The organism is Gulosibacter sediminis (genome assembly GCF_023370115.1).
Taxonomy (GTDB): domain Bacteria; phylum Actinomycetota; class Actinomycetes; order Actinomycetales; family Microbacteriaceae; genus Gulosibacter; species Gulosibacter sediminis_A.
Genome location: NZ_CP097160.1, coordinates 1,898,032 through 1,919,033, shown reverse-complemented (window position 1 = coordinate 1,919,033; position 21,002 = coordinate 1,898,032). Strand labels below are relative to the sequence as shown.

Here is a 21,002-nt window from a genome sequence, read left to right as displayed (position 1 = left end):
ACTTCCACCCCAGCCCGGTCGCCACCCCCTAACTCGCGTCAATGGCGACGTGTCGGCAATGAGGCCGACGCAGAAATGAGGAAGCTGAAATGGCGAACTCCAAACAATCTCTTCCGCGCGTGCAGACCCCCGGAACCGGTTACGGACGCGTGAGCACGCAGGCGATCGACACGATGATTCACACCGAGCGCAAGCGCCGAGGCATGTGGCGCACCCTCGCGCTCATGGGGCCGGCCTTCGTCGCCGGCGCGTGGCAGTTCGGGCCCGGCAACCTCACGACCGCGGTGCATGCGGGCAGCTCGTACCAGTACACGCTGATCTGGGTCATCGCGGTCTCGACCCTGCTCATGATTTTCATCACCGACATGTCGGTGCGACTCGGTATCAAATCGCCGGTGTCGCTGATCACCTCGATCAAGGAGCACCTTGGCGGTGTCGTCGGCGTGCTCGCCGGCGTCGGGGTGTTCCTGATCTGCCTCTGCTTCTCTGTCGGCAACGCGGTCGGCTCGGGACTCGGGCTGTCGATGCTGATTCCCGGATCGTCGCCGGTGATGTGGACGGTCATCGTGAGCGTCCTCGTGGCCGCGCTGCTCATGCTGCGGTCGGTGTACAAGGTGATCGAGCGCGTGCTCATCGTGATCGTCGCGCTCATGGCCGTGTGCTTCATCGTGAGCGCGTTCGTCGCGAACCCCGACTGGGCGGCAGCCGGTTCGGGCCTGCTGCCGACCGCGCCCGACGGCTCGTGGCTGCTCATCGTCGCGCTGGTTGGCACCAACCTCTCGATTAACGCCGCGTTCTTCACGGCGTACGGCACGAAGGAGCGCGAGCGCACCGAGGCCGACTACCGCGACATCACGCTCGTCGACACGATTCCGGGCATCATCGCGCCCGGCGTCATGACGGCGCTCGTCATCGTGGTCGCCGCGTCGGTGCTCGGCCAGACCGGCGAGGGCGCCGAGTCGATCGCCGCGCTCGCGAAGATTTTCGAGCCGCTCGCGGGGCCGATTGGCGGATTCATCTTCGCGCTCGGCTTCTTCGGCGCCGCGTTCTCGTCGATGATCACGAACGCGATGGCCGGCGGCACGCTGCTCTCGGATGCGTTTGGCAAGGGAGCGAGCGCGAGTACGACCGTCGCGCGCATCGCGGCCGGCGCGATTCTCGCATGGGGCGTGGGCATCACGCTCGTGTTCCAGAGCTCGCCGGTGCAGCTCATCGTGATCGCGCAGGCGCTGACCGTGTTCATTGCGCCGGTGCTCGCGATCATCATCGTCGTCATGGCGAACCGCCGCAGCCTCATGCACGAGATGACGAACACCTGGTGGCAGAACCTGTTCGGCATCCTTGGCATCGCCGCGGTGCTCGCGCTCTCGATCCGCCTCGGCTTCTCGCTCTGGGCGTAGCGCCCCGCCCAAGCCGCCCCACCCATGGGGCTGAGAAGGGGGTTGAGTGGTCGTTTTTTGTAGTGCTGGCGGCGCCAGCACTACAAAAAACGACCACTCAACCCCCTCCTGCTCGAAACAGTGTGACGGGTCAGTCGTCAGCGTCCCGGTGCTGGTGAGCGTATTGGCCACCTTGCCGCGCGGATATGTAGCCGGAAACTAGGCGGGCAGGGCTTCGAATGACCCGTTTGCCTCGGACTCTGACCACATCATTCAGTCGAGCGCCTGCGCTGGGTGGGTGTCCTACATCGAGACGATGGCGTGGGGCTGGCGGGAAATCCTCTGGTCGGTCTTCGGCAACAGTGGTTTCACACCCGCAATGATGAGGACGCGGATGGTCACTGAGACGCATCGCACTGACAATGCTGCCGAGGACTGAACCCCTGAGGTTTGCTCCGTCATTAATTGCGAGTTAGGGTCCGCCGATATCTTGTGAATCTCTAAGCGCGACGGTAGCTTGAATCTGTCAAGCAGGTTGACAGATTGAACCCCGGCAGGGGAGTGAACATGGCACTGGACGACGACGTTCGCCCCAATGGGACTCACAGAAGAGGAGCGGCAGATGGCAGACCACGAGCAAAACACTAAGAACCGCTGGTACCGAAACGACGACGTAACGGGAATCCCCGGGCCAGATCGGGAGATTCCGGGATACGGCCCCCGGCCGCCGCGCGTGCGCTGGAACGGGGACGCGAAGCTCGCGATCAACGTCGTCGTCAATTACGAGGAGGGCTCGGAACACTCGTTCGCGATGGGCGATGGCCACAACGAGGGCATGCACGAGATCCCGTTTCATGTTGAAGGTCAGCGCGATCTCGCCAAAGAGTCCTTCTTCGAGTACGGCTCACGGGCGGGGATCTGGCGCTTGTTCCGCGTCTTTGACCGTCACGAAATCCCCGCGACCATTTTTGGTTCGGCGGTGGCGCTGGAGCGCAACCCTGCCGTCGCAGAAAAGATGATTGAGCGCGGTGACGACCTCGTCGGCCACGGCTACCGCTGGATTGACCATTACGAGTACTCCCGTGACGAGGAGAAGGTAGTGATTGATCGTGCAATGAATTCTTTTGAGAGTCTCGGCCTAGCGACCAACGGATGGTACTGCCGAGAGATGTCGGTAAATACCCGCGAACTGCTCGTCGAGGACGGTCGCTTCGCCTTCGACTCTGACTACTACGGTGACGACATCCCGCATTGGACTCAGGTGGGAGGCAAGTCACACCTTGTAGTGCCGTATTCGCTGGTTGTGAACGATTGTCGCTACGTCATGGGCACTGGGTACGCTTCTCCCACCGACTTCGTCGATACAGCCAAGCGCACGGTACTGCAGTTGCTCGACGACGGAGACGATTGCGGGCGCATGATGTCGATCGGCCTGCATCCCCGGATTACTGGCAATCCAGCCCGGGCACACGCACTTGCCGAGTTCATCGCTTGGGCGAAGGGACTTGACGGCGTCACTTTCATGCGCCGCAGCGACATCGCGGATCAGTTCATTGCCCAGGTGCCGGCTCCCGCGGCCACCCATAGCCGTTCCGGGGTCCAGGACAACCAGCGGGAGCCCGATCTTGTTGCATGAGGAACTGATTCGTCGTGACGCCGCGGCAATTGCCGGTGTCGAGAAGCTGCGGTTTTTTCCCGCCACCATGAAGTCGGGCTCCGGTGCACATCTGACGGCACTAGATGGTCGAGACTATCTGGATCTCACGGCCACGTGGACTGCGGCAGGACTCGGCTACGGGCATCCGAGAGTCGCTGCTGCCGTCACGGAGGTGTTGCGGGGACAGCCTGGGGCCGGTTTGTCGATCATGCACGAGCCGGCGGTCTTGCTGGCTGAGCGATTACTCGCCCTCGCACCTGGTCAGGGCGATCGCCGCGTTTATCTTGGCCATGCTGGTTCTGATGCGTGTGATGTCGCGCTCAGGTGCGCTCGGCACGCGACGGGCAAACGAAAAATTGTCGCGTTCAACCACTCATATCATGGTGGCTTCGGTGTTGCGCAAGCAGTCTCTGGCGTGCTCGTGGAAGGGGGTGCTCAGGTTGATCCGGATGCAGTTTTTGTACCGTATCCCAACCCCCTGCGTCCGCACAAAGGAACGGTGGCAGAGTCGGTAGCGGATGCGCTCGCGCAAGTCGAAACCGCCCTGGCGGGTGGCGACGTTGCGGTGGTCGTGGTCGAGCCAATCCTTGCAGATGGGGGCCTCGTCGTGCCGCCGCCGGGCTTCCTCGCACAACTGGCAGAACTCGTGCACCGGTTCGACACGCTGCTGATGATTGACGAAGTCAAAGTGGGGTTAGCGAGGACAGGCCGGATGCACGCCTACGAGCACGACGCAGTCACCCCCGACATCGTCTGCTTCGGAAAGTCCCTCGGCGGCGGCCTCCCGATTGGTGCCGCGGTAGGGCCCGCTTGGGTGCTTGATGCACCATCAGCCTCAGCACTGCTGACGATGGCGGGCAACCCCGTATGCGCAACTGCTGCGCTTGCGGTGCTCGATGAACTCGAGGAACAAGACTACGCGTCTCGCGCAGCATCGCTCGGCGCCTATTTCGCTGAGCGACTGCGTGACCTAATGGCTGGCGGTGGCGTTCAGGGTGGGCGGAGTGCCGGGTATATCGGCGACGTCCGCGGACATGGCCTCTACATTGGGCTAGAACTCGTCCTCGATCGCGACACCGCAGCCATCGCTAGTGATATGACCCGCAAGGTTATCTACCGCATGTGGCAACTCGGGGTGACAGTTTTCTCTGTCGGTGAGAATGTCCTCGAGATAACACCCCCGCTGGTAATAACTCGCGCGGATATCGACACAGCTATCGGTGTCATCGATCAGGCTATCTGCGACGTCGCCGACGGCGCAGTCAACGATGCGGAGGTCGCTGCATATTCGGGTTGGTAAATGGGGCCTGAGGACAAAGAGGACAGCCCGTCAAGGTGTGGGCGGTTTCTAAGAGTCCTCGCGACGCCTGATGGTTAAGAGGCCATCAGTACATCACGCAGACGCTCGGCTGGGGTATCCCAGCCGAGCGTCTTGCGTGGACGACCATTGTGCTCTTGAACGACGTGCTCGAGGCCCTAGTGCTCGTACGGGCGGAGGTCTGTGTTCTTGGGGATGAACCGGTGCAGGAGCCCGTTGTCGTTGTCGTTGCTACCTCGCTGCCAGGGTGAGTGGGGATCACAGAAGTAGACCGGAACCCCGGTCGTGATGCTGAATTGCTTATGAGCGGCCATCGCGGTGCCCTGATACCGGGACGGCGACCCCCCGCAGATGCTCAGGTATCGTTCCGATCAATCCGGTGAGGGCGCCACGCGCCTTCCCTGCAGTATTCCCACCAGGCAGATGCCCCCGGGCAGGTACCGAGTCGTTCGTTCCACCAGTGTCGCAATCGCCGAAGCGCTGCCTGGCTAAACGATTAGATCGCCTTCCCAATGCCCAGGCAACGCGCGGTCCTCGACCTTGGGAAACTCCCTCCTCAGAGAGTGACTGATCTGCTCCGGCGGCAACCGCGCCGACAACGTCTCTTGCACGTACTCTCGCAATGATACGCGAGCGACGAGCTTCGAACTATTCGGTCCCGACCTCGACGCAGCCCAGGCACGATGCGCGATATAAGGCTGAAAGCGTCCTGCTTTGAAACGGCCATCGAGCTCACGCTTGATCGTCGAAGGTGGCCTGCGCAGCACGCCACCAATCCTCCGCAGCCTCACGTCACTCCGGTGCGGGTCAGTGATCGTCTCCCGCTCCTCGAGCGTGAAATAACGGGGATTCAGCACAGCCGCCACCGGCGGCAGGACGGGAGCAACTACCTGCATGGTCTTGCCAGTGTTGTAATCGACAACGGAGCCATCATGAGAGAGGCGCGAGTTACGCGTGTGCCGGATCCCTTGGTCCCGGTCACTCGCTGAGCACACGTTAACACCCACTCTGGCCGCAGCGTCTCCCTGCGGCATGCCGTCGGCACGGAGTTGCATGTACTCAGACTGACGACGTGGGGGATGGTTTCCGCCGCACCATGTCCTCGGAGCCTGGTCCGTTGCACCTACCCGAACGCGGTGTTCGGGTTGACACCGACCTCGCGAGCGGCCGTTGAGATTCCGACGTCCGAGCGCCTTTGCGTCTCAAAAACTTCTCTTTCAACTCATTGAATGACAAGACCCCCGCAACTCCTTAAAGGTCAAGGTGTTGCGGGGATCGCGAGAACCCGCCGTGTAGCGGGGCAATCCCTTCCGGGAGTCTGTCGATTAGTGAATACCTGCGTCCGCCGAGACCACTTCCTGCTGTTCGGGTCGGCGAGCCATGGCCTTGGAGAGCGCGATGTGAATCACGAACGTGACGATAAGAGCGGCGAGGCCGGCTGGGAAGTCTCCCGGCAACGGCATCCAGTACTGGAAAGTGATGCCGAGGACCGCGCCGATCAGGAACGAGACGATGCCGGGCCACCGAACCGGCGGCAGGTCGTTGACGTTCGCCTGGGTGTACTCGCGGCGTCGCACCACGAAGAAGTCTGCCAGGATCGGCCCGGCGAGGGGTACGAACGCGGCGCCAAGCACGGTGATGAAGTCGGCAAAGAAGTACGAGTAGAACCCAAGGGCGCCCAGGATGCTACCGATAGCGCCGATGACGATGACGATCGTCGTGCGCGAGATCTTGAAGCCCAGTGCGTTCGCGGCGGGGCCGAGGTAGAGGGCGTTGCAGTACAACTCAGACATATTTGTCGTCCACAGGGCGACGACCCAGAGAATCACACCAAGGATGGCGAAGACGATGCCCTTGGTCACCATCCAACTGATGAAGTTTGCGTCGCCAGTGGAGATAGCGCCGGTGTAGCCGACGAGGTTGAGCAGTGGATTGGTGAGAATGAAGCAGGCGCCGGCACCGATAAATACGTGAGCTGCGGTCTTTGCATATCTGAAGATGTCGACGCCCATGATGACGCCCGCGATCCATGCGCCAATGATCAGCGTGATTCCCGTGCCAATTGAAGTGCCGGTGCGGGTCGCGCCCTCGGCGATAACGTTGCCCATGCCACCGAACTCCGACGTCATCATGACCGCCGCCACGATTGCAACGATCAAGACAAAGGGTGCAGCCGGTGCGGAGATGCGTTCGAGGGCGACGATGCCCTTATAGGCCGACCACGTAAAGATCGCGCCCCAGATGAGCGAGAAGATGACGAACTCAAGGCTCAGTCCGTTGAACAAGATGATTCCGGTGAAGCTCCCAAACGCCGCGTCGAAGATCTCACCGACCATGCCGACGATTGAAGCGAACCAGCCCAGCGTAAGTAGCCCCATGACGAGCATGGGGAGCACCATTCCTTTGGCGCCGTATGAGAAGCGTGAGATGAGTGACAGGTTAAGACCGGTCTTCATCGCGGCGAAACCCAAGGCGAACGTGAGCAACAACAGGATGCCTTGTCCGAGCACGATCGTCAGGATTGCTTCGTTGAACGGCATGCCGCCGCCGTCGGAGGTGCCTGCCAATTGTCCGCCCACGATGAGGCCTGTTGGCACGTAGCCGAACCCGACCCAGATCACGAACTGTGACCACCAAGAGCGCCGAGCCTTCTTTGGGACGCGTTCCAGCATGAATTCTTCGTTGGATTCATCGACCGCAGGCTTTCGCTGCGTCTCGAAATCAGCCTGTGCACCCATGTGCAGGTCTCCTCTCCATTGTGGATCACAAATAATGTGGGAGCGAGCGTCGGAAGTCGCGCAGTTGTCAACGTGCGGCTCGGCGCGGCGCTGCTCTCGTTCAGCAGGGTATCGTCAACTGAAGTAATCTGTCTAGCAGGTTGACAGGTTAATTTGCGAGAGAGGAACTGGATAGTGTCGATGCTCGTCGTCTACACCGGTGGCACATTCGGCATGTTCGATAACGGGCAGGGCCTTGAAGCTTCGACAGATCTGGAGACAGACCTGGCCGAGATGGTGCAGATCGCCCAGGTCACAACGGGTGTGCATCCCTGGAGATATGTCGCACTCGGGGAGGTAATTGACAGCGCCGATGCTGATCTTGATCATGCCTTGTCAATCGCCGGGCTGCTGCGTGAAGGCTCGGCGCAGGCACGAGGGATAGTTGTCGTACACGGCACTGACACGCTCGCTTACGTGGCATCTGTCTCAGCCTTCGCATTGCGCGATCTTTCGATCCCCATAGTCTTTACGGGTGCGCAACGTTCCTTCCGTGAAATTGAAACGGATGCGACATCCAACTTCCTGGCCGCCTATGAGGCCGCCAGTGACGGTCAGCCAGGCGTACGAATCGCGTTCGGTGGTGTCATCCTTCCTGCAGTTCGAGCGGTGAAGCGCTCGAGTGATGAAGATGCGGCCTTCGTGGACTATCGTTCTGCATCACGCCGCAATCTTGGAGACACGGCGCCCGGGACATATGTCCCGGCAGCCGTCACGACTCGTCCGGTTGATAGCGACAGTGTTCGGCCGTCGGTCGGGCTTCTGCGGGTGTTCCCCGGGTTCGGTGCTGAACTCCTGCGCGCGGCGATTCGCCTGTACCCTGATGGCCTCGTGCTCGAGTGCTACGGTGCGGGAACGGCGCCGATGAGTAGTCCTGGCATGTACGAGGCTGTCGCGGATGCCGTTAAAGCTCGGACGCCGATTGTGATTGTCACACAATGCCAGACTGGGGCGGTGCAACTTGGGCGGTATGCGGTCGGTGCACAGTTGTATCAAGCCGGTGCTTGGAGCGGCGGAGACCTGACCGCTGAAGCCGCATTAGCGAAGCTGGGCGTGCTTGCGGCAAGCGAGCTTGACTGGGAACAGCGACGCTTAACCTTCGCCAAAAACCTCGTCGGTGAGCGGATTGGCAGCTGACAGTTCCGGTTCGTCAGTCATTTTCGAGCATCGGCCGGACGACATCTTCGACGTAACCGAGGTGCGCTTGCATGGCCGCGGCTGCTCGCTCCGAGTCGCGAGCGATGATCGCCTCGACGATTTCCCGATGCTCAATGTTTGACGGCTGACGCCGGTCCGCGACGAGGTTAATGAACTCGGATTGCTGCGACAAGGCCTTGCGTGCGTCAGCCACTATCATCGAGAAGACAGCGTTGCCGGATGCAGCCGCGATGCGAGCATGCAATAGGGAGTCCAAGTCGACCCAGGCGCTGGACTGGCTCTCGTGATCGAGGCGATCACAGAGGTTCATCAACTCGGCTGCATCCGCCTCGGTGCGACGGCGTGCTGCGAGTCGTGCGGACGGGACCTCGATTGCTGCTCGGGCCTCCATAAGATCGCGCGTCGTGTAATCGCCGAATCTTTGCGGCGATCGAGGCTGTGTGGCGATGACGTAGGTGCCGCTACCGGTGCGGGTCTGCGTGAGCCCCAGAGTCTGTAACGACCGGAGCGCCTCGCGGACGATAGGTCGGCTCACCCCGTAGTGCCCTGCGAGGTCAAACTCGGACGGAAAGCGCGTGCCGACCTCGATTTGTTCCGTTCGGATACCTTCTACAAGATCCTCGAGAATAGCCTCCGCGGCGTTGGAACGAGGCAGTTCTCGCTCGCGAGAAAACCAATCCTTGCGACCGATCATGCCTACATTCTGACACGTCCAGGTCGACCGCTTGCCGAACCAGAGACTAGCGATTCCGTAATCGTGCCGGCGTCGGAGTTTCCCGCCTACTTTTAGGGGCGGTGCGCAGAATGCATTGTGAGCCGTCCGAGGTTCTGTGCCGCTTCTATGAAAGGGATCGGCGCTCGCGTGAGTGCCGCGTAGTGGGCCGCCTTGTACTCGTCGGGGATGACCTCGCCGGGGCTACCGTGGAGCCATCGGTGGTCGTGCCCGTCGACCCAGCCAGTTGTCGCTAGTCGACGTCGGCGATGGTCTTATGGGTGCCGTCGTGAATAACGGTGGTGCGGACGAATTCGGCTTTGTGCAGGCCGTTGATCGTTCCCATGAGGTCGCGGTCGTGCGCGTCGCCGACGGACTCGATCGATGGCGCGATCTGCTCGAACTCGAGGTGTTCGGCTAACACGACCGAGGCGTATCGGGGCCCTGCACCGGTGTGATGCCGCGGTTGCCGGCACCGAGTGCATGCCCGTGCCGCTTGTGTTCCTGCTACGCCATCCGCAGGGGGTCATGACCAAGTCGGTGTGCTTGCTGGTTTGGGTGCGAGGCCACGATTCGTTGCGAGAAGACATCGAGGATGAACGCGACATTCACCCAGCCGGTCCACGGACCACGGTTCGCGGCCTTGAGCCGATTGATCTATGCGGCTTCTGCGTTGGTCTGCCCATCGCGGATGCGTACGTCGGTATCCGCTTGCCGGACCAGCGCTGGTGCGATCCCGTGCCGATACCGTCCTACCGAGCGACCCCAGCCATTGCTTTCGTGATCGAGAAATACTCGGCACGGTGGTCGAGCATGAGTCGGACTGTTCGTCCGCGGAGCGCGGGCTCAATTCTTCATTGGTATGACGCCATCCTTTCAAATCAAAAATGAGCAGCATCAATCCCTGGACGGTTCAAACGCCTCAACAAATTCCTTGTTGCATCCACCATGTGACACCCCAAGCCACCCCACCCATGGGGGCTGAGGAGGGGGTTGAGTGGTCACTTTTTGTAGTGCTGGCACCGGGGTGTTCAGTCGGTGAGTGCAACTCCATCGATAAGTTGTTGGAGTCTTTCAGCTGGCGTGTAGCCCTGCAACACGACACGGGGCCGGGAGTTCAAGCTGTCTTGAACGGCTTGTAGCTCCTGGTCCGTGATCGTGTTGAAGTCAGTGCCCTTCGGGAATTCCCACCGCAATTGGCCATTCAAGTTCTCGTTACTCGGCCGCTGCCACGGCGAGTGCGGATCGCAAAAGAACACGGGGCACCCGGTCGCGACCGTGAACTGTCGATGCTGCGCCATTTCCGTGCCCTGGTCCCACGTCACTGACGCCCGCACCGCGGCCGGGAGTCGTTCGACCATGCCCGTGAGCACATCGATCACGGTCTGCGAGTCCCGCGCTCCGGGGAGTCGGCCGATCAGGCACACCCGACTCGCGCGTTCCATCAATGTCACGATCCCGGAATTGTTCGGCCCGACCACGAGGTCGCCCTCCCAATGCCCGGGCACGGCCCGCCCGGCGTGTTCGGCCGCGCGTTGCTCGTCGCGGTCCGCGAGCCGGTATCCGTCCAGCCACGGCCGGGAGTTGCGTGGCGGGAGTTTCGATTGAGGTTTCCGGCCGGTGCGGCCCGACCGTAGTGCTTGCGCGACGGTGAGTTCGTGGCGCAGCCCGCTCGTGCCTTGGACGTACAAGGCTTGATAGATCGCTTCGTGACTGATCCTCATGGCCGCATTCTCCGGGAACACGACCGGCAGGCGCGCAGCGATCTGGGGCGGGGACCATTTCTTGTTGAGGTAGCCGATGACCACGTCCCGTAACGGCGTGTTCGTGTCGAGTTTGCGGGGTTTCGGGCGGGCGCGGGCATGTTCTGCACGGTACTGCGCCAACTTGGCGCTGTACTGCTGTTGTGTCGTCCCGCTCGTGTCGAGCGTGAGCTGGGAGCGACGGATTTCTCTGGACACGGTTGCCGGGGAGAACCCGATCAGCTTCGCGATCCGGGCCTGGGACAGGCCCTCGTCCAGGCCGAGCTGGATCAGCATCCGGTCGCCGAGTTGGAGGCGGCGCCCGTGCCCTTCGTGCGGGAGCGTGTCCGGGTCGAGCGGGGTCGGGAACACGACCGGGGAGCGGGTCGCGCTTGGTCGTCCTTGTTGCATGCGTACTCCTGCCCATCGAAGCCAACGCGACAACGTTGCCATGCCCAGGCCCGGACACTGCTGTCGCAGTGCCCGGGACCGTGCCGGGATCCCGTCCAGCACCAACTCGATCACGCGTACCCGGTACGCCAGTGGATACATACCAACTCCCTGAACTTCAGGGAATTGCACTCACCCCAAGAACCCGCCGTTGCCAGAACTACAAAAAGTGACCACTCAACCCCTCGCTGTCGTGGGTTAGGGGCGGGTGGCGGCCGATTGGTGGGCGCGGCGGTAGACGCTTGGGCTCGTGCCGAAGGCCGACTTGAACGTGCGGCTGAAGTGCGCCGCATCCACGAAGCCCCACTCCTGCGCAATCTGCAGGATCGTCAGCGAGGCCTGGGCCGGGTCGAGTAGCGACTCGCGGCAGCGCTCGAGCCGCCGCGTGCGAATGAAGTCCGACACCGTCGTGCCGTCCTCGCTAAACAGGTGCTGCAGGTACCGCGTCGAGAGGAAGTGCGCCGCCGCCACCGACTCAGTGCAGAGTTCGGGGTCACCCAGGTTCGCCTCGATGAAGCTCCGATACTTGTCCATGTCGGCGCGGTACCCCTCGGGCTGGATGCTCGCCTGGGCCGCCAGCTCGGTCGAGAGCAGCGTCGAGATGAGCCCGAGCGCGCTGTGCATGACCTTCACGCCCGTGTGGTCGGTGAGCATGTTGAGGTTCTCGGCGATGTGCTGCATGAACGGGCTGATCACCTTGCCGATGCCCTCGTCGCCGCGCAGCCGCAGCGCGGTTGCATCCGCGAGCAGCCGGCGGGGAATGCCGAGCAAGTGCATCGGGAAAATCAACACGAACGTGCGCATTGGGCCCGCGTACTCGAGCGTGTAGGGGCGGCCGGTGTCGTAGACAGTGACGTCGCCAGGCCCGAGTGACGCGCTGTTTTCTCCTTGCGTCACGACGCACTCGCCCTCGACCAGCAGCGAGAGCTTGAGCAGCTGCGGGTCGTCGGGGTCGGTGTCGGTGCTGAGTCGATGCACCGAATGCTGGTCGGCCGACATGTACGTCGCGCACATGTCCTCGACCCAAATGCGCTCGAGCACCCCCTCGAACGAGTCCGACGTCGTGCGCAGGTGCAGCTTGATGAACTGCTTCGCGACCACGCGCTCCCACTGCGCGAACGAATGCACGACGGCGCGCTGGCGGATCGCGCCGCCAGGCGTCGTTGGTGGGATGAGTTCGTTCACCACCGCGTCGACGGTCGAGGTCGGCGGCAGCTGGGATACGGGGGAGTGGAGCGTCGGCATGCGTGTCTCCTGATGCGTCGCTGAATCAAGGGATGACCTCGTAAGTTTACGCCCCACGCGAGCAACGACGCGGGGTGCGGCTTTCGAGCATCTGGCGTGCGCCGCTGGATAACTCGGTGTGCGGCGCAGGTCAATTCTTCTCGGCGCGTGACGGCAATACTCGGATGTGGGGTGCAAACCCGTCGGCTGTCAGCAAAGAAGCGCAGCGGCGGGACCACTGAATTCGGCCGGCGCGCAGAAGTGACCGGTGCGACGAAAAAGTAAGGAGGCGAGGTGGCCTTGAAACGAATTATCACTGGAATCAGTCAATTCATGGGCGTTATTGCGGCGCTGAGTCTGGTGGTACTCATGTTGGCAATCACGCTCGACGTCATTAGTCGCTACATCACAAAAGCGAGCATTCCGGGAGTGCTCGAACTCGCGGAATCGTGTCTCGTGATTTCGATTTTCTTTGGGCTGCCGATCGCGGCCGTCCGAGGCGAACACGTCGCCGTCACGCTCGTGACCGATCGACTCAACGACGCCTGGGCGCGAGTATGTTTTCTCGTGGCCTGGTCGGTAACCACGCTGTTCTTAGCCTGGATGACCTGGGCGTCGATTACGCGGGCGATCGAAGCGACCGAGCGCGCCGAGGAGCGCTTCGGCCTCGTGCGCTGGCCGGTCTGGCCAATGCGCTGGGTCATCGTCATCGGGCTGCTCGGCTTCCTCGCCGTCGCGATCGTGAACCTGATCCGGCTCATTACGAAGAAGGACCCGCTCGGCGCGAAAGACGACGTCGAGCTCGCGACCAGCCAAATTGCCGTCGCTGACGAACCCGAAACCTCGACACCGTCGCCAGACGAAACAACCGACAGCGACCTCCGAAGGGCCCGAGTATGACCACCATCGCAGTAATCATTGCGCTCGTCGCGCTGCTCGTGCTGCTCGCCATCAAGACCCCGGTGGCCATCGCGCTCGGCGTCTCCGGCGCCCTCGGCCTCATCCTGCTGCAGGGCTTCGGCTTCGCCGGCAACGTGCTCGGCTCGACACCGTTCTCTGACACGGCGAACTACAGCCTCACGATCGTGCCGATGTTCATTCTGATGGGCATGTTCGCGGTGCGCGCGAACCTGGCCGAGCAGGTATTCGCCATCGCGAGCCGGGTCGCGCGCCGCGCCCCTGGGGGCCTCGGCGTCGCTACAGTCATGGCCTGCGCCGGCTTCTCGGCGGTCTCCGGCTCGAGCATCGGCACGGCCGCGACGATGTCGAAGCTCGCGGTCGGCGAGATGCGCCGCCACGGCTACCCGGCCCACTTCGCGGCGGCGCTCGTCGCGGTCGCCGGCACCCTCGGCGTGATGATCCCGCCGAGCACGTTCCTCGTGCTCTACGCGATCCTCACCCAGCAGTCCGTCGGACAGATGCTCGCGGCCGGCATCATCCCGGGCCTGCTCTCGGCGCTCGCCTACACGATCTACATCATGGCGCGCGGCCGCAAGCTCACGACCTCGGCCGACGCGAGCCTCGCATCCGTGTCGGCGAAGGCCCACACCGACGCGGCGCAGCTGCGCGGCCTGCGCTCGAAGTCGTCGGTCGCCTCGGGCACGACGGCCACGGCCACGGTGGATGCGCCGGCGCAGCAGCCCGCCGGCGACACCACCCCCTGGCGCGAGCTGCCCTGGCGCGGCGCGATCCGCGTCGTGATCCTCTTCGCCATCGTGCTCGGCGGCATGTACTCGGGGTTCTTCACCTCGACCGAGTCGGCGGCAATCGGCGCCGTCGCGGCCCTCGTGATCCTTATCATCGAGAACCGCAAGAAGGGCTTCAAGGCTGTGCTCGCGGCCTTCCGCTCGGCGCTGCAAGACACCGGGTCGACCACCGCGATGGTCTTCATGATCATCGTCGGCTCGGGCATCCTCTCGACGTTCTTCATCGCGGCCCGCGTGCCCGACACGATCACCTCGGCGGTCGCAGGCATGGGGCTGCCGCCGATGCTCACGATGGCACTTCTGCTTGTGTGCCTGATTCCGCTCGGAATGGTGCTGGAATCGCTGTCGATTCTCGTCATCACCGTGCCGATTCTCTACCCGATCGCGATTGAGCTCGGCTTCGACGGTATTTGGCTCGGCATCCTCATCGTCAAACTCATCGAGATTGGCATGGTCACGCCGCCGGTCGGCATCAACGTATTCGTCGTTGCGGGCACCTCAGGCGTGCCGAGCGAAACGGTATTCCGCGGCGTCACGCCACTCTTCTTTGTGGATCTCGCCGTCGTGACGCTGCTCTTCCTCGTGCCACAAATCTCCCTATTCCTGCCAGGCCTCGTCGCGTCGACCGCCGGCTAATGACCACCAAAATGACCCGAATCGAGAGGAAGCAATATGCAGCGAGACGAGTTGTATGAAATCGGCCTGGCGCAGCGCCGGAATATGTTTGGCGTGCAGGGCGCCGAAGACCAGGTCGAACACACGACGGATGTGAATGACAAGATTCAAGAGTTCGTCACCCGAGTCTGCTTCGGCGATATTTGGCAGCGGCCTGGTCTCGCGCTGAAAGATCGAAGCAAAATCACCCTTGCGATGCTCATCGCGCAGGGCAAGTCGCACGAAATTCGCATTCATATTCGCGGTGCCCTCGCGAATGGCGTTACGCCGCTTGAGCTGCGCGAACTTATCGTGCATTCGATCCTGTACATCGGCATCCCCGGCGCCGTCGAGGGAATTCGCGCGCTTGAAGAGATACTGGATGAGCAGGGCTTGACGTTCGAGCTCGACGGCGAATCGCACCGTGACGGCGATGACACACTGGCCGATGCGACGAGCGGAAAGGCTGGGCAAGCATGACCACCTCTTCAACACCGAACGGCGACACCGCCACCAAGGTCGGCTTCGTCGGCCTCGGCACCATGGGCGAGCCGATGTCGGCGAACATCGCGAAGGCCGGCTTCGACCTGCGCGTATACGACGAGGATGCGGGGCGCGCGCACGCGGTCGCTGACCGGATCGGCGCATCCGCCCTCGACGACGCCGCCGGCCTGGCCGAGTGCGACGTCATCGTGCTCATGCTGCCGACGAGCAAGATCGTGCGGAGCGTGCTCGTCGACGACAGCGGCGCGGGGCCGGCCCTCCGGCTGCCGCTGCGGCCAGGCACGGTCGTCGTTGACATGAGTTCGTCGAATCCGCAGGACACCCTCGCGACCGGCGAGGTGCTGAGCGCCGCGGGCGTGCACCTCGTGGATGCGCCGGTGTCGGGCGCGAAGGAACGCGCGCTCAGCGGCACGCTCGCGATCATGCTCGGCGGCAACGACGATGCGGCGATCGCCCGTGCGACCCCGGTCATCGACGCGATGAGCGCGCAGATTTATCGCACCGGGGCCCTCGGCACCGGCCACGCGATGAAGGCGCTGAACAACTTCGTGGCTGCGGCCGCCTATACCGCGGCGAGCGAGGCGCTCATCTCGGGCGAACGATTCGGGCTCGACCGCCAGACGATGGTCGACATCTTCAACAACTCGACCGGGCAGAGCTTCGTCACGCTGAATGTACTCGGCCCGCACATTGTCGACGGCGCGTTTGCGTCGGGCTTCGCGCTGCCGCTCATGACGAAGGACGTCAAGATCGCGCAGGCCGTGCAGGCGGCCGCCGAGCACGAGGCCCCGGTGTGCGCCGCCGTCGTGGGCGCGCTCGACGATGCGCTCACCGAACTTGGCAATGTGGACCACACCGAAGCCTATAACTACTGGAATTTGCGATAACTCCCCAATGAATTAACCCCGAATTCGGTGGCGTCAGAGTCGACGCCCGAATTCGGGGATGAAAGGAATGCGCTCATGTTGAGAATGAAAAGTCGCCGGAAAGGCGCGTATTACGCACTCGTGGCCGCGGCCACGTCGTCGCTGCTGCTCGCCGGCTGCTCCGACGGGGCCTCGGGCGGCGACGGTGCCGCCGAGTACACCTTCACGTTGGCAACGGCGGCCACCGACGGCACGCCGAACGCCGCGGCTCAGGACTGGTACCTCGATCGCCTCGAGGAGGCGAGCGACGGTCGCATCTCGATCGAACGCACCACGGCTGAGGCGATCTGCGCCGCGCCCGAGGTCGTCGAGTGCCTGCGTGACGGCCGCGCCGACATCGGCGTCACCGTGCCCGACTACACGCCGCAGTACTTCCCGACGCTGAGCGTCGTCGGCATCCCGTTCATCAACCAGAACTCGCAGGCCGTCACGGCGGCGCTCTACGAGCTGCACACGACGAACGAAACGGCGATCGCGAGCATGGACTCGGCGGGCCTGCACTACGTCTCGGCCTGGCCGGTTGGTCGCCTGCTCATCGGCACGATGGAGCAGACCACGAGCGTCGCCGACCTCTCGGGGCTGCAGGCGCGCGCCTCGGGCCCCGTGATTCAGGAGGTGCTGCAGGACGCTGGCATGAACATCAACGCCATCACCGCGAGCGAGACCTATGAATCGGTCGAGCGCGGCGTGATCAACTCGACCGCGGGCGCCATCGACTTCCCGGTCAACTACCGCCTGATGGAGCTGATTCCGAACTGGGTCGACCCGGGAATCGGCCAGTACTCGACCTTCGGCATGTGGTTCTCGGCGAGCGCCTACGACAGCCTGCCCGACGACCTCAAGCAGATCGTCGACGAGGTCACGGCCGAGTTCAATGGGGGAGAGGCCATCGCGGCCTTCAACGGCTCGGCGGCGGGCCAGTGCCAGGAAATGCTCGATTCGCCCGACGTCGACTCGGTGACGGCCTGGGATGAGTCGGCCACGCAGGAATGGCAGGACCAGGTCGGCGACTCGGCCGAGGCAAGCTGGGAAGAGATCGCCGGCAGCTACGGCCTTGAGGATGCGGGCTCGTTCCTCGACGCCTACAAGGCCGCCTACGCAAAGTACGAGGACGCCGAATACGACGACGCCACCATCGACTGCGTCGACCAGTTCGCCGAACGCTAACCCACCCGCCCGGCCCCACCCATGGGGGCTGAGAGGGGGTTGAGTGGTCACTTTTTGTAGTGCTGGCGCCGCCAGCACTACAAAAAACGACCACTCAACCCCCTTACTTAGTTGGCGGAGGGGGTGAAGCCGAGGTGGGTGGAGAGGCGGTCGGCCGACTCGGCGACGTAGACGCCGAGCTGGTGTAGCCGGCTCGCCATGCGGCTGCGCGGCCCGCTCACGTTGATCGCCGCGATCACGTGCCCCGTGAAGTCGCGAATCGGCGCCGACGCGGCGACGACGCCCGACTCGAGCTCCTCATCCGACAGCGCGAAGCCCTGCTGCCGAATCAGCGTCACCTGCGCGAGCAGGCTCTCGAGATCGCGCACGAGCACGCGCTCGTGCGTCGGCTCGTCGAGAATCGGATACATCGCCCGGGGGTCGTCGTCGAGCACCGGCGCATCCGTGCCGTGCTCGCCGTACCAACGCGTAATCGACGCCGCATCCCAATCGCTGAGCAGCACGCGCCCCGACGGCGTGCGCCAAGCCGACGTCGTCACGCCCTCCCACCCGTTCGTGCGAATCTGGTGCGGGCTCAGCTCGCTCGCGATCGTCAGCACATTGCCGCCGCGCAGCACGCAGAGGTGGCTCGTCTCGCCGGTCGCCAGCGCGATCTGCCGCAGGGCGGGCCGGATGCGCTGGGTCAGCGCCGTCTCGGCCGAGCGGCTCGCCATCGCGAAGATCCGCGGCCCGAGTCGATACGTGCGCGACTCCTCGATGCGCTCGACAAAACCAAAGTGGCCGAGCGTCGCGAGCGCCCGCGAGATCGCGCCCTTGTCGCGCCCCGTCGCGGTCGCGATCGCCGTGACCCCGAGCCCGGCCTCGCCCTGCGCATCCTCGCCGGCAAGCAGCTCGAGAATCTCGAGATCTCGAGCCAGCCCTGAGCTATTTCGTCGCGTGTTCGTCGTCGTTGACATGTCGCCATCGAAACACGCAGTTGCCATAGTTGCAACACTTGTTGTTGTTATTTACCTTCGTTGCTACCTTCGAGGCAACGGCATTCGTGCGTGGTCGCGCACTCTCAACGACGAGACCGAGGTGCTCATGAGCGGGTTTTCTTTCGAGAGGTTGATGAACTTTCTCGAGTCCAGGTGGAGCGACATTCTGGTGCTCATCGGCGAACACTTCGCCGTGACATTGCTGTCGGTCTTCATCGCCTTCATCGTCGGCATGCTCATCGGCATCTTCGTCTGGCAGCGGCCGTTCTGGCGCGAACTGTCGATCTCGACGGCCGCGATCCTCATGACCGTGCCCTCGCTCGCGGTGCTCGCGCTGCTCAGCCCGGTGCTCGGCCTCGGCTGGGGCCCCACCATCGTCGCCCTCGTCATCTACGCGCTGCTGCCGATCATCCGCAACACCGCGGTCGGCCTCCGCGAGGTGTCGCCCGCGGTGCTCGAGTCGGCCCGCGGCGTCGGCATGAGCGACCTGCGCGCGCTGCTCACGGTGCAGCTGCCCCTCGCATGGCCGGTGATCCTCACCGGCGCCCGCGTCGCCACCCAGCTCGCGGTCGGCATCGCCGCCATCGCGGCCTACGTCGCCGGCCCCGGGCTCGGCCAGTACATCTTCCGCGGCCTCTCGTCGCTCGGCTCGGCCCACGCCCTCAACTACGCACTCGTCGGCACCGTCGGCGTCATCATCGTCGCGCTGATTCTCGACGGCGCCTTCAACATTCTGATTCGGCTCACGACCTCGAAGGGGCTCAAATGACTTCCTCCAACACCGCAGTGCTTGACCGCATCGCTTCGTCAGGCGGCGCAGTCGACATCGAGCTCGACGCCGTCACGAAGATCTACCCCGGCCAACAGGCCCCCGCCGTCAACGAGTTCAACATGCGCGTCAACCCGGGCGAGCTCGTCGTCTTCGTCGGCCCGAGTGGCTGCGGCAAGACGACGACGATGAAGATGATCAACCGCATCATCGAACCCACCTCGGGCTCGATCAAGATCGGCGGCGAAGACGTGCTCTCGCTCGACCCGAACGAGCTGCGCCGCCACATCGGCTACGTCATTCAGCAGATCGGCCTGTTCCCACACATGACCATCGCCGAGAACATCGGCATCGTGCCGAAGCTGCTCGGCTGGTCAAAGTCGCGCATCGCCGACCGGGTCGAAGAGCTGCTCACCACGGTCGAGCTCGACCCGGGCACCTTCGCCACGCGCTACCCGCGCCAGCTCTCGGGTGGCCAGCAGCAGCGCATCGGCGTCGCCCGCGCGCTCGCGGCCGACCCGCCGATCATGCTCATGGACGAACCGTTCGGCGCGACCGACCCGATCACGCGCGAGCGGCTGCAGTCGGAGTTCCTCGAGATTCAGGCGAACGTCGGCAAGACGATCATCTTCGTCACGCACGACTTCGAGGAGGCGATTCGCCTCGGCGACCGCATCGCGGTGCTCGGGCAGCAGAGCAAGATCGAGCAGTTCGACACCCCGGCTGAGATCCTCGCGCGCCCCGCGAACGACTACGTCGAATCGTTCATCGGCTCGGGCGCCGCGCTGAAGCGGCTCGCGCTCGTGCCGATCGCCCGCTCGACGCTCGGCCAGGTACGGGCGGATGTGTCGGGCACGGTCGACGCGAACCTCACGCTCCGCGACGCGCTCGACACCCTCGTCGTCACGGGCGAGCCGGCCGTCAACGTCGTGCGCGACGGGGCACCGGCCGGCTCGGTCGCCTACGCCGAGATCTCCGCGGCGCTGCGGGGCTCGGATGCGCAGCCAGGGTCGGGTGAGTGACGTGCCGAGCGTCATCGAAAGCCCGACCACGAGCATCCCGCTCTCGCAGCAACCCGCGCGCAAGGGCGGCGCGAGCCGGGTGCTGAAGAAGCTCATCCCGCTGTTCATCATCGCGATCGGCCTGCTCGCGCTGTGGCTGTGGGTGTCGTCGCTCGAACTCGACTCGATCGAGCAGCGCACGCTCAACGCCGACTACATCGGCGCGCGCATCCGCGAACACCTCGTGCTCGCGATCCTCGCCTCGGTGCTCGTCGCCGTGCTCGCGATCCCCGCGGGCATCCTCGTCAGCCGCACGAAGTCGCCGATCGTGCGCTCGATCATCATCGGCATCGCGAATATCGGCCAGGCCACCCCGGCCGTTGGTCTCGTGATTCTGCTCGCGATCTGGTGGCAGACCGGCTTCTCGACCGCGCTGATCGCCCTCGTCGCCTACTCGTTCCTGCCGGTGCTGCGAAACACCATGACCGGCCTCGAGCAGGTCGACCCGAACATGAAGGAGGCGGCGCGAGGCATGGGCATGCGGCCAGCGCAGGTGCTCTTCCGCGTCGAACTTCCGCTCGCCGTGCCGGTGATCCTCGCCGGCCTGCGCACCGCCCTCGTCTTCGCGGTCGGCGTCGCCACCGTCGCCACCTTCATCAACGCCGGCGGCCTCGGCGACATGATCGTCAACGGCCTCAAACTCCAGCGCTTCCCGGTGCTGCTGACGGGCGCCGTGCTCGTCGCCGCCATCGCCATCTTCATCGACTGGATCGCCGGCCTCATCGAAGAAGCCGTCACCCCCGACGACGCGAAATCGCGTCGCTAACCCACCCCGCAATGAGCCGCCGACCTGCCCGGGGTCGGCACGTGAAAGGACCCCT

17 protein-coding genes and 2 pseudogenes are annotated in these 21,002 nt (G+C 63.8%); 12 read left to right on the top strand and 7 right to left on the bottom strand.

Annotated features, from left to right (window positions below; all coding sequences use genetic code 11):
* Positions 1–89 precede the first annotated feature (89 nt).
* The 3 genes from M3M28_RS08860 to M3M28_RS08850 all read left to right on the top strand — a co-directional run bounded on the left by M3M28_RS08860 (position 90) and on the right by M3M28_RS08850 (position 4,336).
* Positions 90–1,400, top strand: coding sequence for an Nramp family divalent metal transporter (locus M3M28_RS08860; protein ID WP_249386113.1), 1,311 nt, complete (start codon positions 90–92; stop codon positions 1,398–1,400).
* Between the two features lie 601 nt (positions 1,401–2,001).
* Positions 2,002–3,015 (top strand): polysaccharide deacetylase family protein, encoded by a 1,014-nt coding sequence (locus tag M3M28_RS08855; RefSeq protein WP_249386112.1) that lies wholly within the window; start codon positions 2,002–2,004, stop codon positions 3,013–3,015.
* Positions 3,005–4,336 carry an aspartate aminotransferase family protein gene (locus M3M28_RS08850; protein ID WP_249386111.1) on the top strand — a complete coding sequence of 444 codons (1,332 nt, stop codon included), beginning with the start codon at positions 3,005–3,007 and terminating at the stop codon, positions 4,334–4,336. The genes M3M28_RS08855 and M3M28_RS08850 overlap by 11 nt, the downstream gene beginning before the upstream one ends.
* A gap of 74 nt (positions 4,337–4,410) precedes the next feature.
* On the opposite strand, the pseudogene M3M28_RS08845 reads toward M3M28_RS08850, so the two are convergent.
* Positions 4,411–5,388: pseudogene (locus tag M3M28_RS08845) on the bottom strand (IS30 family transposase).
* A gap of 291 nt (positions 5,389–5,679) precedes the next feature.
* On the bottom strand, positions 5,680–7,092 hold the full coding sequence (locus M3M28_RS08840) for a purine-cytosine permease family protein (protein ID WP_249386110.1): 1,413 nt from the start codon (positions 7,090–7,092) through the stop codon (positions 5,680–5,682).
* Positions 7,093–7,272: 180 nt separating this feature from the next.
* Between M3M28_RS08840 and M3M28_RS08835 the strand changes: the two genes are divergently transcribed.
* Positions 7,273–8,268, top strand: a complete 996-nt coding sequence (locus tag M3M28_RS08835) for an asparaginase (protein ID WP_249388033.1) — start codon at positions 7,273–7,275, stop codon at positions 8,266–8,268.
* 13 nt (positions 8,269–8,281) lie between these two features.
* Here the strand turns inward: M3M28_RS08835 and M3M28_RS08830 are convergent, their stop codons facing one another.
* From M3M28_RS08830 to M3M28_RS08815, 4 genes and pseudogenes are all read right to left on the bottom strand, one after another.
* Entirely contained in the window at positions 8,282–8,983 is a 702-nt protein-coding gene (locus M3M28_RS08830) for a FadR/GntR family transcriptional regulator (RefSeq protein ID WP_249386109.1), read from the bottom strand.
* A gap of 92 nt (positions 8,984–9,075) precedes the next feature.
* Positions 9,076–9,625: pseudogene (locus tag M3M28_RS08825) on the bottom strand (hypothetical protein); the annotation flags it as partial.
* 407 nt (positions 9,626–10,032) lie between these two features.
* Positions 10,033–11,295 carry an IS30 family transposase gene (locus tag M3M28_RS08820; protein ID WP_431193841.1) on the bottom strand — a complete coding sequence of 421 codons (1,263 nt, stop codon included), beginning with the start codon at positions 11,293–11,295 and terminating at the stop codon, positions 10,033–10,035.
* A 96-nt stretch (positions 11,296–11,391) separates the two neighbouring features.
* Positions 11,392–12,438, bottom strand: a complete 1,047-nt coding sequence (locus M3M28_RS08815) for a helix-turn-helix domain-containing protein (RefSeq protein ID WP_249386107.1) — start codon at positions 12,436–12,438, stop codon at positions 11,392–11,394.
* A gap of 348 nt (positions 12,439–12,786) precedes the next feature.
* Here M3M28_RS08815 and M3M28_RS08810 point away from each other — a divergent pair, with 348 nt between their 5' ends.
* From M3M28_RS08810 to M3M28_RS08790, 5 genes are all read left to right on the top strand, one after another.
* Positions 12,787–13,317: a TRAP transporter small permease gene (locus tag M3M28_RS08810; RefSeq protein ID WP_249386106.1), complete on the top strand. Its 531-nt coding sequence runs from the start codon at positions 12,787–12,789 to the stop codon at positions 13,315–13,317.
* The gene (locus M3M28_RS08805; RefSeq protein ID WP_249386105.1) at positions 13,314–14,759 is read left to right on the top strand and encodes a TRAP transporter large permease; all 1,446 of its coding nucleotides are present in this window, start codon (positions 13,314–13,316) and stop codon (positions 14,757–14,759) included. Before M3M28_RS08810 ends, M3M28_RS08805 begins: the two co-directional genes overlap by 4 nt.
* Positions 14,760–14,795: 36 nt before the next feature.
* The gene (locus M3M28_RS08800) at positions 14,796–15,257 is read left to right on the top strand and encodes a carboxymuconolactone decarboxylase family protein (protein ID WP_249386104.1); all 462 of its coding nucleotides are present in this window, start codon (positions 14,796–14,798) and stop codon (positions 15,255–15,257) included.
* The gene (locus M3M28_RS08795; protein WP_249386103.1) at positions 15,254–16,168 is read left to right on the top strand and encodes an NAD(P)-dependent oxidoreductase; all 915 of its coding nucleotides are present in this window, start codon (positions 15,254–15,256) and stop codon (positions 16,166–16,168) included. The genes M3M28_RS08800 and M3M28_RS08795 overlap by 4 nt, the downstream gene beginning before the upstream one ends.
* A 75-nt stretch (positions 16,169–16,243) precedes the next feature.
* On the top strand, positions 16,244–17,374 hold the full coding sequence (locus M3M28_RS08790; protein ID WP_249386102.1) for a TRAP transporter substrate-binding protein: 1,131 nt from the start codon (positions 16,244–16,246) through the stop codon (positions 17,372–17,374).
* A gap of 107 nt (positions 17,375–17,481) precedes the next feature.
* On the opposite strand, the gene M3M28_RS08785 is transcribed toward M3M28_RS08790, so the two are convergent.
* Positions 17,482–18,330 carry an IclR family transcriptional regulator gene (locus M3M28_RS08785; protein WP_249386101.1) on the bottom strand — a complete coding sequence of 283 codons (849 nt, stop codon included), beginning with the start codon at positions 18,328–18,330 and terminating at the stop codon, positions 17,482–17,484.
* A gap of 127 nt (positions 18,331–18,457) precedes the next feature.
* Here M3M28_RS08785 and M3M28_RS08780 point away from each other — a divergent pair, with 127 nt between their 5' ends.
* Genes M3M28_RS08780 through M3M28_RS08770 form a run of 3 tightly spaced genes read left to right on the top strand, consistent with a single transcriptional unit; the run spans position 18,458 to position 20,947 of the window.
* A complete protein-coding gene (locus M3M28_RS08780; protein WP_249386100.1) occupies positions 18,458–19,120 on the top strand; it encodes an ABC transporter permease in 663 nt (220 codons plus the stop codon).
* Positions 19,117–20,142 (top strand): ABC transporter ATP-binding protein, encoded by a 1,026-nt coding sequence (locus M3M28_RS08775; RefSeq protein ID WP_249386099.1) that lies wholly within the window; start codon positions 19,117–19,119, stop codon positions 20,140–20,142. Before M3M28_RS08780 ends, M3M28_RS08775 begins: the two co-directional genes overlap by 4 nt.
* A 1-nt stretch (position 20,143) precedes the next feature.
* Complete coding sequence (locus M3M28_RS08770; protein ID WP_249386098.1) at positions 20,144–20,947, top strand: ABC transporter permease; 804 nt, start codon at positions 20,144–20,146, stop codon at positions 20,945–20,947.
* The last annotated feature ends 55 nt before the right edge of the window (positions 20,948–21,002 follow it).

Bases quoted from the DNA above. Each gene is read 5' to 3' on its own strand.
- M3M28_RS08860 (WP_249386113.1), top strand. From the start codon at position 90: ATGGCGAACTCCAAACAATCTCTTCCGCGCGTGCAGACCCCCGGAACC.
- M3M28_RS08855 (WP_249386112.1), top strand. From the start codon at position 2,002: ATGGCAGACCACGAGCAAAACACTAAGAACCGCTGGTACCGAAACGAC.
- M3M28_RS08840 (WP_249386110.1), bottom strand. From the start codon at position 7,092: ATGGGTGCACAGGCTGATTTCGAGACGCAGCGAAAGCCTGCGGTCGAT.
- M3M28_RS08835 (WP_249388033.1), top strand. From the start codon at position 7,273: ATGCTCGTCGTCTACACCGGTGGCACATTCGGCATGTTCGATAACGGG.
- M3M28_RS08830 (WP_249386109.1), bottom strand. From the start codon at position 8,983: ATGATCGGTCGCAAGGATTGGTTTTCTCGCGAGCGAGAACTGCCTCGT.
- M3M28_RS08820 (WP_431193841.1), bottom strand. From the start codon at position 11,295: ATGTATCCACTGGCGTACCGGGTACGCGTGATCGAGTTGGTGCTGGAC.
- M3M28_RS08815 (WP_249386107.1), bottom strand. From the start codon at position 12,438: ATGCCGACGCTCCACTCCCCCGTATCCCAGCTGCCGCCGACCTCGACC.
- M3M28_RS08810 (WP_249386106.1), top strand. From the start codon at position 12,787: ATGTTGGCAATCACGCTCGACGTCATTAGTCGCTACATCACAAAAGCG.
- M3M28_RS08805 (WP_249386105.1), top strand. From the start codon at position 13,314: ATGACCACCATCGCAGTAATCATTGCGCTCGTCGCGCTGCTCGTGCTG.
- M3M28_RS08800 (WP_249386104.1), top strand. From the start codon at position 14,796: ATGCAGCGAGACGAGTTGTATGAAATCGGCCTGGCGCAGCGCCGGAAT.
- M3M28_RS08795 (WP_249386103.1), top strand. From the start codon at position 15,254: ATGACCACCTCTTCAACACCGAACGGCGACACCGCCACCAAGGTCGGC.
- M3M28_RS08790 (WP_249386102.1), top strand. From the start codon at position 16,244: ATGTTGAGAATGAAAAGTCGCCGGAAAGGCGCGTATTACGCACTCGTG.
- M3M28_RS08785 (WP_249386101.1), bottom strand. From the start codon at position 18,330: ATGTCAACGACGACGAACACGCGACGAAATAGCTCAGGGCTGGCTCGA.
- M3M28_RS08780 (WP_249386100.1), top strand. From the start codon at position 18,458: ATGAGCGGGTTTTCTTTCGAGAGGTTGATGAACTTTCTCGAGTCCAGG.
- M3M28_RS08775 (WP_249386099.1), top strand. From the start codon at position 19,117: ATGACTTCCTCCAACACCGCAGTGCTTGACCGCATCGCTTCGTCAGGC.